Origin of the sequence: Kocuria sp. CCUG 69068 (assembly GCF_020833785.1) — a bacterium.
Classification (GTDB): Bacteria; Actinomycetota; Actinomycetes; order Actinomycetales; family Micrococcaceae; genus Kocuria; species Kocuria rosea.
On sequence record NZ_PDDL01000117.1, the window covers coordinates 1 to 10,454 of the forward strand.

A 10,454-nucleotide genomic window follows, 5' to 3' on the forward strand; every position below is an offset into this window, starting at 1 on the left:
GCCCTGACCACGGTCGCGGCGTGCCCACCGTCCCGCGGTGCGAGCGCCGGCGCACGGCCTCCGGGCGGCGGGGCCGCGACACACGGCCCCGCCGCCGGGACGGCCGTGCACGGCGGACCCGCCCCCGTGCAGGAGAATGGAGAGTCCTATGACTGAATCACCGGCCAGCGCCTCCTCGAGCGAAGCCCGCGCGGCGTCCGTCGTCTCCCACGCCCTGCGGGTGCTGCGGTGCTTCTCCGCGGCCGAGCCCACGCTCGGGGTGACCGAGATCGCGGCGCGCGTGGGCCTGCACAAGAGCACCGTCTCCCGGCTCCTGACCACCCTGGAGCGGGAGGACGTGGTGGAGCGGGACCCGCAGACGCGGCGCTACCGCCTGGGGCTCGGCCTGATCTCCGTGGCCGGCCCGCTGCTCGCGGAACTGGACGAGCGGCGGGTGGCGTACCCCGTGCTGCTCGAGCTGACCGAGCAGACCCAGGAGACCAGCGCGCTGCTGGTCTGGAACGGCGACCAGGCCGTGTGCGTGGAGCAGATCCCCAGCCCGCGGCAGATCAAGCACACCACCCCGCTGGGCACCCGGTACGACACGGCCCTGAGCGCCTCGGTGCAGATCTTCCTCGCCGAGCAGCCGCCGGAGCGGGTCCGGGCGCTGCTGCTGTCCGGGATCGTCGAGCTGCCCGATCCCACCGAGGCGGGCATCGAGCTCTACCTGGAGTCCCTGCGGCAGGTCGCCGAGGACGGGGTGGCCCTCAACTACGGCAAGACCTCCGTGGAGGAGGTCGGGGTCGCCGCCGCCGTCCGCGACCACCGGGACCAGCTGGTGGCGGCCGTCATGGTCGCCGCGCCCCGCTACCGGGTCACGCCGGAACAGGCCGAGCTGCTCGCGGCCGCCACCGTGGCGGCGGCCCGGGAGGTGTCCCAGCGGCTCGGCGCGGCACCGGCGGCCCGCCGGGCCGGGCGGGCGTCCCTGGAGGTGCGCTGACCGGGGCGCTCCTCACGCCTCGTCGGCCACGGCCCGCCCGATGGTCTCCCGCAGGATCTCGCTGGTGCCCCCGAAGATCGTCAGCAGCCGGGCCGCGAGATAGGCCTGCGCCACCGGGTAGTCGAGGATGTACCCGTAGCCGCCGTGCAGCTGGAGGCACCGGTCGGTGACGGAGCGCGCCCGCTCGCCGGCCCAGTACTTGGCCTTGGACGCCCCCACCACGTCGAGGGTCCCCGCGTTGAACGCGTGCACCGCCCGCTGCACGTAGGCCTCGACGACCTCCACCTCGACCGTCAGCTCCGCGAGCTCGAACCGGGTGTGCTGGAAGTCCAGCACCCGGGAGCCGAAGGCCGTGCGCTCGCCGGTGTACCGGAGGGTGTCCGCCAGGGTCGAGCGGGCGACGGCGCTCGCGGCCACGGCCACCGCCAGCCGCCCCTGCGGCAGCACCTGCTGGATCTGCCGCAGCCCGCCGCCCTCGGCGCCGACGAGGTTCACCGCCGGAACCCGGACGTCCTCGAAGAACAGCTCGGCGGTGTCCGAGGCCCTGACCCCCATCTTGTCGAGCTGCTTGCCCGTCCCGTAGCCGGGGGAGTCCGCCTTGTGCACCAGGAACAGGCTGAGGGCGTCCTCCCCGGCGCGCCCGGTCTCCCCGTCCGTGCGCGCCAGGACGAGGGCGGCGTCCCCGCTGATCCCGTTGCCGATGAACGTCTTCTGACCGGTGAGCACCCACTCCTCGCCGTCGCGCACGGCCCGGGTGCGCACCCCGCGCAGGTCGGAGCCCGCGCCCGGCTCGGTCCAGGCCACGGAGGTGACGAGCTCCCCCGTGAGCATGCGCGGCAGCCACCGCCGCTTCTGCTCGTCGGTGCCGTGGGCGAGCAGGTGGGGCAGCACCCAGTCGTCGTGCAGGTGCAGGGCCAGGGCCACGCCGAGGGCGCCCTGGCGGACCAGCTCCTCGTCGAGCACGGCGCGGAACCGGTAGTCCGTCAGGCCCATGCCGCCGAACTCCTCGGGCAGGGCGAGGCCGAGCAGGCCGGCCCCGCCGGCGGCCGTCCACAGGCTGCGGGGCATCATGTGCTGGGCGTCCCACGCGGCGTAGTGCGGGGCCACCTCGCGGGTCGTGAACTCGCGGGCCACCTCGCGGAACTCCTCGTGCTCCTCCTCGTAGAACGCCGGGGTCTCGGTCACGGGGTGCCTCCTGTGCTGGTGGGGGTCGGGGCGAACGCGGTGCGCAGCGCGGCCCAGGTCATCTCCTCGAGGGCGGCCCGGGCCGCGTCGAGCCGCCCCGCGTCCTGCGGGGCGCGCAGCCGGTGGGCCGTCCGCAGGGAGTGGGGGGTCGAGTTGATGAGCCCGAAGGCGGCCTGGGCGCGCAGGGTGAGCTCCGCGACGTCGCGCGCCGGGGCCAGCTCCTGCAGGGCGTCCACCCACAGCGTCACGTAGCCGCGCTGCAGGACGCGGACCGCGCGGCGGTCCTCCTCGGTCAGGTTCGGCAGCTCCCGGTCCTGCACCACGATCACGGCGGGACGGTGCAGCGCGAACTCCACCTGGAAGGAGATCAGCGCCCGCAGCCGCCGGGCCGGATCGGGGGAGCGGGCCACCACCTCGCGGCCCCGGTCGAGCAGGTCGTGGCTGACCTCGAGCAGGATCGCGCCCAGGACCGCCTGCTTGCGCGGGAAGTGCCGGTAGACCGCGGGCCCGCTGACCCCCGCGGCGGCGCCGATGTCGTCGATCGAGACGCCGGCGAAGCCGCGCTCGGCGAAGAGCGTGGCGGAGGCGGCCAGGAGGTCCTGGCGCCGCCGGGCCTTGGCCTGCCCGCGCACGGTGGTGGGCGGGCCGGGGCCGCGCTGGGTCTGGGTCACGGGTCCTGCTCTCGGGGTCGGATTCCTGGACATTCTAGTGAGCCACCACTAACCTGAACCCCAAGTTAGTCGTGATTAACCGAAATGGCATCCCCGGACGGCCGGCCCGGAGCGGAGGGAACCCATGCGCGTGCTGAGCACCCAGGTCGATCCGGGCGGCGCGGAGTTCGCCGCCAACGCGGCCGCCCAGCAGGGGCTCGCCGAGGAGCTGACCCGGCGCCTGGAGCGGGCGGCGCAGGGCGGGCCCGAGGCCTCCCGGCGGCGGCACGTGGCGCGCGGCAAGCTGCTGCCGCGCGAGCGGGTGGATCACCTGCTGGACGAGGGCAGCCCGTTCCTGGAGCTCGGCGCCCTGGCCGCGGAGGGGATGTACGACGACGAGTGCCCGGGGGCCGGCCTGATCGCCGGGATCGGCCTGGTCCACGGCCGGCAGGTGATGGTCGTGTGCAACGACGCCACGGTCAAGGGCGGCACCTACTACCCCGTGACGGTCAAGAAGCACCTGCGCGCCCAGGAGATCGCCCTGGAGAACCGGCTGCCCTGCGTCTACCTCGTCGACTCGGGCGGGGCGTACCTGCCGCTGCAGGACGAGGTCTTCCCGGACCGGGAGCACTTCGGGCGGATCTTCTTCAACCAGGCCCACCTCTCGGCGGCGGGCATCGCGCAGATCGCGGCCGTGCTCGGCTCCTGCACCGCTGGCGGGGCCTACGTCCCGGCGATGAGCGACGAGACCGTCATCGTGCGCGGGCAGGGCACGATCTTCCTGGGCGGCCCGCCGCTGGTGAAGGCCGCCACCGGCGAGGAGGTCACCGCCGAGGAGCTCGGCGGCGGAGAGCTGCACGCCCGGACGTCCGGGGTGGTCGACCACCTCGCCGAGAACGACGCCCACGCCCTGCAGATCGTCCGGGACATCGTGGCGACCCTGCCGCCGCCGGGCCCGCGGGCCTGGCCGGTGAGGGAGCCCGCGCCCCCGGCCGTGGCCGAGGACGAGCTCCCCGGGGCGGTGCCGGTCGACCCCAACTCCGGCTACGACGTGCACGAGGTCATCGCCCGGCTCGTGGACGGCAGCCGCTTCGCCGAGTTCAAGGCCGAGTACGGCACCACGCTGGTCACCGGCTTCGCCCACGTCCACGGCCACCCGGTGGGCATCGTGGCCAACAACGGGGTGCTCTTCGCGGAGTCGGCGCTGAAGGGCGCCCACTTCGTCGAGCTGTGCGACCAGCGCGGGATCCCCCTGCTGTTCCTGCAGAACATCACCGGCTTCATGGTGGGCCGCGACTACGAGGCCGGCGGCATCGCCAAGCACGGCGCCAAGATGGTCACGGCCGTGGCCACCACCCGGGTGCCCAAGCTCACCGTGGTGATCGGCGGCTCCTTCGGGGCCGGCAACTACTCCATGTGCGGGCGGGCCTACTCCCCGCGCTTCCTGTTCCTCTGGCCCCAGGCGCGGATCTCGGTGATGGGCGGGGCCCAGGCCGCCTCGGTGCTGGCCACCGTGAAGGCCGACCAGCTGGCCGCCCGCGGACAGGAGTGGGACCCGGCCGAGCGCGAGGCGTTCATGGCGCCCGTCCGGGCCCGGTACGAGGCCCAGGGCAGCCCCTGGTACTCCACCGCCCGGCTCTGGGACGACGGCGTGATCGCCCCCACCGACACCCGGGAGGTGCTCGGGCTGGCCCTCGAGGTCTGCTCCCGGACCCCGCTGCCCGAGCCGGCCTTCGGCCTCTTCAGGATGTGATCCCCGTGACCGCCGGCACGCCGCCGCGCCGCTTCGACGTCGTCCTCGTGGCCAACCGCGGGGAGATCGCCCGCCGGGTCCTGCGCACGCTCCGGGCGCTGGGGATCCGCTCGGTCGCGGTCTACAGCGAGGCCGACCGGGACGCGGTGCACGTGCGGGAGGCCGACACGGCCGTGTGCGTGGGCCCGGCGGCCCCGGCCGAGAGCTATCTGCGCATCGACGCCGTGCTCGGGGCGGCGCGGGCCACCGGCGCGCAGGCGATCCACCCCGGCTACGGGTTCCTGTCCGAGAACGCCGCCTTCGCCCGGGCGTGCGCGGACGCGGGGATCGTGTTCATCGGCCCCGGCGTGGAGGCCCTCGAGACGATGGGCGACAAGATCCGCGCCAAGCGGCACGTGTCCGCCGCCGGGGTGCCCACGGTCCCCGGGGTCTCCGAGCCCGGTCTCGACGACGACGCCCTGGCGGCCGCGGCCGCCGGGATGACGTACCCGATCCTGATCAAGCCCTCGGCCGGGGGCGGCGGCAAGGGCATGCACGTGGTGGCGGCCCCGGACGAGCTGCCGGAGGCCCTGGCCACGGCCCGCCGGGTGGCCGCGGCCGCCTTCGGCGACGACACCCTGCTCCTCGAGCAGCTCGTCGAGTCCCCCCGGCACATCGAGGTGCAGGTCCTCGCCGACGCCCACGGGGCCGTGGTCCACCTGGGGGAGCGGGAGTGCTCCCTGCAGCGGCGGCACCAGAAGGTCATCGAGGAGGCGCCCTCGCCGCTGCTGGACCCCGCCACCCGGGAGCGGATCGGGCAGGCCGCCTGCCGGGTGGCCCGCTCCGTGGGCTACACCGGTGCGGGCACCGTGGAGTTCCTGGTGCCCGCCGCGCAGCCCGGGACCTTCTACTTCATGGAGATGAACACCCGCCTGCAGGTGGAGCACCCCGTCACCGAGCTGGTCACCGGCACGGACCTCGTGGCGCAGCAGATCCGCGTCGCCGCGGGGGAGCCGCTGGACCTGGCGCAGGAGGACGTGGTGCTCACCGGCCACGCGGTCGAGGCCCGGCTCTACGCCGAGGACCCCGCCCGCGGCTTCCTGCCCACCGCCGGCACCGTGCTGGCCCTGGAGGAGGCCTCCGGCCCGGGGATCCGCGTGGACTCCGCGCTGGCACCGGGGCTGACCGTGGGCTCGGACTACGACCCGCTGCTCGCCAAGGTCGTCGCCTGGGGCGCCGACCGGGCCCAGGCCCTCGACCGGCTCGACCTGGCCCTGGCGGACACCGTGGTGCTCGGGGTGGGCACCAACACCGAGTACCTGCGCGCCCTGCTGGCCGATCCCGGGGTGCGCGCCGGGGTCATGGACACGACCCTCATCGAGCGGCGCCTGCCGGAGCTGGAGTTCACGGCACCCGACGAGAGCCACTTCGCCGCCGCGGCCGCCCACCTCGCCCGGCACCGGCCCGCCGACCCGCGCCCCGCCGGGGACACGGGCCCCTGGTCCCGCCCGGACGGCTGGCGGGCCGCCGGCCGCGCCCGGCCCACGGTGGTGCTGGCCCACGGGCTCGAGGAGCCCCGGCGGACCGCCGTGGACCCCGCCGTGCGCCTGACCCCGCTGCCGGGCCGCCCGGCCGCGCACCTGCTCGAGAGCGGCGGGACGGCCCGGGTGATCCACGTGGCCGCGGGCGCGGACAGCGTCTGGGTGGGCGAGGACGGCTGCGCCTACGAGCTCCGGGTGCTGACCCGCGAGGCCCGGCTCGAGCGGTCGCTGGCCGCCCTCGAGCGCACGGCCGGGCCCGCCGCCCCGGAGCTGCACTCGCCCATGCCCGGCACCGTGGTCGCCGTCCCGGCCGCCACCGGGGACCGGGTCGCCGAGGGGCAGACCGTGGTGGTGGTCGAAGCCATGAAGATGGAGCACCGCCTGACCGCCCCCACCGCCGGCACCGCCGAGCTCTCCGTGCGGGCCGGTGACCGCGTGGCGCTGCACCAGCTGCTCGCCCGCGTGGTCCCCGACGTCGTCCCCGAGGGCGTGCCCGCACCGGTCCCCGGGGACGCCCGCGACGACGTGCCGGACGGCGCTCCCGCCGGGACTCCCGGCGGCGCCCCGGAGGACCCCGGCACCCGCCCGCAGACCGACCCCCGTCCGACCGACCAGGAGCGCACCCCATGAACTTCGAGCTCGACGAGGAGTACCAGGACCTCTCCGACACCGTCCGCGACTTCGCCGACGAGGTGATCGCCCCGGTCTCCGCGCGGTACGACGCCGCGCACGAGTTCCCCTACGACATCGTGGCGCAGATGGGGGAGATGGGCCTGTTCGGCCTGCCCTTCCCCGAGGAGTACGGGGGGATGGGCGGGGACTACTTCGCCCTGTGCCTGGCGCTGGAGCAGATCGCCCGCGTCGACCAGTCCGTGGCCATCACCCTCGAGGCCGGGGTGTCGCTGGGCGCCATGCCCATCCACCGCTTCGGCACCGAGGAGCAGAAGCAGCGGTGGCTCCCCGATCTCGCCGCGGGCCGGGCGCTCGCCGGGTTCGGGCTCACCGAGCCGGAGGCCGGCTCGGACGCCGGCGGGACCCGCACCACCGCGAAGCGGGAGGACGGGCAGTGGGTGATCGACGGCGCCAAGGAGTTCATCACCAACTCCGGCACGGCGATCACCCGCCTGGTGAACGTCACCGCGGTCACCGGCACCACGGAGCTGCCGGACGGGCGGGTGCGCAAGGACATCTCCACGATCATCGTCCCCACGGACACCCCCGGCTTCCGCGCCGAGCAGGCCTACGACAAGGTCGGCTGGAATGCCTCGGACACCCACCCGCTGTCCCTCCAGGGCGTCCGCGTCCCCGAGGAGAACCTGCTGGGGGAGGAGGGCCGCGGCTACGCCAACTTCCTGTCCATCCTCGACGAGGGCCGCATCGCCATCGCGGCCCTGGCCACGGGCGCGGCCCAGGGCTGCGTCGAGGAGTCCGTGCGCTACGCGCGCGAGCGGCAGTCCTTCGGACGGCCCATCGGGGACAACCAGGCCGTCTCCTTCAAGATCGCCCGGATGCAGGCCCGCGCCCACACCGCCCGGCTGGCCTACTACGACGCCGCGTCCCGGATGCTCGCCGGGCGGCCGTTCAAGACGCAGGCCGCGATCGCCAAGCTCGTGGCCGGGGAGGCCGCGATGGACAACGCCCGGGACGCCACCCAGGTCTTCGGCGGCTACGGGTTCATCAACGAGTTCCGGGTGGCCCGCCACTACCGGGACGCCAAGATCCTCGAGGTCGGCGAGGGCACCACCGAGGTGCAGCTCATGCTCATCGCCCGCGAGCTCGGACTCTGAGGGGGCCGCCGTGACCGAGGAGCGCCGGGTGGTCCGCCAGCGCGGGCTGTGGTTCGAGGAGTTCGAGGTCGGCACCGTCTACGAGCACGCCCCGGGCCGGACCGTGACCGAGGCGGACAACGTGCTGTTCACGACCCTCACCATGAACACCCAGTCCCTGCACCTGGACGCCGCCTGGTCCGGGCGCCAGCCCTTCGGCCGGCGGCTCGTGAACTCCATGTTCACCCTCTCGACCATCGTGGGGGCGTCCGTGGCCCAGCTGACCCAGGGCACCATCGTGGCGAACCTGGGCTTCGAGGAGGTCGCCTTCCCGCACCCGCTCTTCCACGGGGACACCCTGTACTCGTCCTCCGAGGTCCTCGGCGCCCGCCCCTCGGCCTCCCGGCCCGGGCAGGGCATCGTCCGCGTGAAGCACGTGGGCCGCAACCAGGAGGGGGTCGTGGTGGCCGAGTGCACCCGCTCGGTGCTCGTGTGGTCCCGCGATGCCGCCCCGCAGTGACAGCACACCGTGATGCCCCACCGCGACACCCCGCCGCGACCCCCGGCCAAGGAGCCCCGATGACCGACCCGTTCACCCTCGGACCCGCCCTGCTGTTCTGCCCGGCCGACCGCCCCGAGCGCTACGCCAAGGCAGCCGAGCGCGCCGACGCCGTGATCCTCGACCTCGAGGACGCCGTGGCCCCGTCCGCCAAGCCCGCCGCCCGGGACGCCCTCGTGGCCACGCCCCTGGACCCCGCCCGCACGATCGTGCGGATCAACGCCGAGGACACCGAGGACTTCGCCCACGACCTCGTCGCCCTGCGGCACACCGGGTACACCACCGTGATGCTGCCCAAGACCGCCTCCGCGGAGCGGCTCGCCGTCGCCGCCGAGCTGGGCCTGCACCGCGTCGTCGCGCTGTGCGAGACCGCGGAGGGCGTGGTCAACGCGGCCGAGATCGCCCGGTCCCCCAACGTGGTCGCGCTGATGTGGGGCGCCGAGGACCTCGTGGCCTCGCTCGGCGGCAGCTCGTCCCGGCGCCGGGACGGCGCCTACCGGGACGTGGCCCGCCACGCCCGCTCCGCCGTCCTGCTCGCGGCCGGCGCCGCCGGCCGGCCCGCGATCGACGCGGTGCACGTCGACCTCGCCGACCACGACGGGCTGCGCGAGGAGGCCCTCGACGCGGTGGCCTCCGGCTTCGCGGCCACCGCCTGCCTCCACCCCGGGCAGGTCGAGACCGTCCGCGCCGCCTACCGGCCCGGCCCCGAGGAGGTCGCCGCGGCCCGCGAGCTGCTCGCCGCCGCCCGCCGCACCCCCGGCGTCTTCGCGTTCCGCGGGCGGATGGTCGACGCACCCCTGATCCGCCACGCCGAGCGCCTCGTGCGCCGCGCGGACGCCTGAGACCCCGCCCGTCCGCGCGGACCGCCCGTCACCACCCCGTCACCGCCCATCCCCGTCCCGCCCGGAGGAGACCATGAGCCAGCCCCTGACGATCGTCGTCCCCGTCAAGCACGTCCCCGACGCCGCGGGGGACCGCGTCCTCGCCGGGAGCCCGCCCCTGCTCGAGCGCGCGTCCGGGATCCTCTCCGAGCTCGACGAGTACGCCCTCGAGGCCGCCGCGCAGATCGTCGAGACGCACGGGGGCGCGGCGGCCGGGCACCGCGTGCTCGCCCTCACCCTGGGACCCGCGGGTGCGACGGGCGCGCTCAAGCGCGCCCGCCAGCTGGGCGCCGACGCCGGGTTCCACGTGCTCGACGACGCCCTCGCAGGCTCCGACGCCTGGGTCACCGCCCGGGTGCTCGCCGCGGCGGTGCAGCGGATCGCCTCGGCGGAGGACCGGGCCGTGGACCTCGTGCTCACCGGCATGGCCTCCACCGACGGCGAGACGTCCCTGGTCCCCGGTCAGCTCGCCGAGCGGCTCGGCCTCGCCCACGTCGGCTTCGCGAGCTCCCTGGCGCTGGCCGAGGACGGCGCCTCGCTCACGGCCGTCCGGCACACCGAGACCGAGGCCCTCCGGGTCGCCGCGGACCTGCCGGCGCTCGTGGCCGTGACGGACCAGGTCAACACCCCGCGCTACCCCAACTTCAAGGCGATCATGGCGGCCAAGAAGAAGCCCGTGCAGACGTGGTCCGTCGCCGACCTCGGCCTGGACGCCGGGGACGTGGGCCTCGCCGGCTCGCTCACCGAGGTGCTCGACGCCGTGCCGCGCCCGCCCCGGACCGCCGGGAAGGTCGTGGCCGACGACGGCGAGGGCGGCATCCGCCTCGCCGAGTTCCTGGTGGCCCGGAGGCTCGTCTGAGCACCCGGCCGCACCCCGCCGGACCCCCATCGCACGCGCCCGCCCGCCGGGCAGGAGGAGGACGACCATGACCACGACCACGACCACGACCGTCGCACTGGTGGTGCTGGCCACCACGGACCGGCTGCGCCGCGCCGACCGGGAGCTGCTCGTGCTCGCCGGCACGCTGGGCGAGACGCACGTCGTCGTGCCGGACGCGCCCGGCGACGCCCTGCTCGGCGAGCTCGCCGCCCACGGGGTGGGCGCCGTGCACGCCCCGGAGGGCGGGCCCGGCGACCGGCTCACCACGCCGGCGGTCGCGC

General features: G+C 75.4%; 9 protein-coding genes and 1 pseudogene. 8 read left to right on the plus strand and 2 right to left on the minus strand.

All coding sequences use genetic code 11. From position 1 onward, the window contains the following. Positions 1-148 precede the first annotated feature (148 nt). The gene (locus CRM73_RS16290; protein ID WP_081994055.1) at positions 149-979 is read left to right on the plus strand and encodes an IclR family transcriptional regulator; all 831 of its coding nucleotides are present in this window, start codon (positions 149-151) and stop codon (positions 977-979) included. Positions 980-991: 12 nt separating this feature from the next. On the opposite strand, the gene CRM73_RS16295 is transcribed toward CRM73_RS16290, so the two are convergent. Together CRM73_RS16295 and CRM73_RS16300 are read right to left on the minus strand one after the other, a co-directional pair. Next, a complete protein-coding gene (locus CRM73_RS16295) occupies positions 992-2,164 on the minus strand; it encodes an acyl-CoA dehydrogenase family protein (protein WP_229588503.1) in 1,173 nt (390 codons plus the stop codon). Then, entirely contained in the window at positions 2,161-2,835 is a 675-nt protein-coding gene (locus CRM73_RS16300) for a TetR/AcrR family transcriptional regulator (RefSeq protein ID WP_017833132.1), read from the minus strand. The genes CRM73_RS16295 and CRM73_RS16300 overlap by 4 nt, the downstream gene beginning before the upstream one ends. 124 nt (positions 2,836-2,959) lie before the next feature. Here CRM73_RS16300 and CRM73_RS16305 point away from each other — a divergent pair, with 124 nt between their 5' ends. The 7 genes and pseudogenes from CRM73_RS16305 to CRM73_RS16335 all read left to right on the plus strand — a co-directional run. Then, on the plus strand, positions 2,960-4,567 hold the full coding sequence (locus CRM73_RS16305) for a carboxyl transferase domain-containing protein (RefSeq protein ID WP_035923465.1): 1,608 nt from the start codon (positions 2,960-2,962) through the stop codon (positions 4,565-4,567). Continuing rightward, positions 4,564-6,717 (plus strand): biotin carboxylase N-terminal domain-containing protein, encoded by a 2,154-nt coding sequence (locus CRM73_RS16310; protein WP_229588505.1) that lies wholly within the window; start codon positions 4,564-4,566, stop codon positions 6,715-6,717. The genes CRM73_RS16305 and CRM73_RS16310 overlap by 4 nt, the downstream gene beginning before the upstream one ends. Continuing rightward, a complete protein-coding gene (locus tag CRM73_RS16315) occupies positions 6,714-7,874 on the plus strand; it encodes an acyl-CoA dehydrogenase family protein (protein ID WP_229588508.1) in 1,161 nt (386 codons plus the stop codon). The genes CRM73_RS16310 and CRM73_RS16315 overlap by 4 nt, the downstream gene beginning before the upstream one ends. A 10-nt stretch (positions 7,875-7,884) precedes the next feature. After that, positions 7,885-8,373, plus strand: a complete 489-nt coding sequence (locus CRM73_RS16320) for a MaoC family dehydratase (RefSeq protein ID WP_031282867.1) — start codon at positions 7,885-7,887, stop codon at positions 8,371-8,373. Between the two features lie 59 nt (positions 8,374-8,432). Beyond that, a complete protein-coding gene (locus CRM73_RS16325; protein WP_229588510.1) occupies positions 8,433-9,254 on the plus strand; it encodes a CoA ester lyase in 822 nt (273 codons plus the stop codon). A gap of 73 nt (positions 9,255-9,327) precedes the next feature. Beyond that, on the plus strand, positions 9,328-10,152 hold the full coding sequence (locus CRM73_RS16330) for an electron transfer flavoprotein subunit beta/FixA family protein (RefSeq protein ID WP_229588512.1): 825 nt from the start codon (positions 9,328-9,330) through the stop codon (positions 10,150-10,152). Between the two features lie 67 nt (positions 10,153-10,219). Continuing rightward, positions 10,220-10,454, plus strand: a pseudogene (locus CRM73_RS16335) (electron transfer flavoprotein subunit alpha/FixB family protein); the annotation flags it as partial.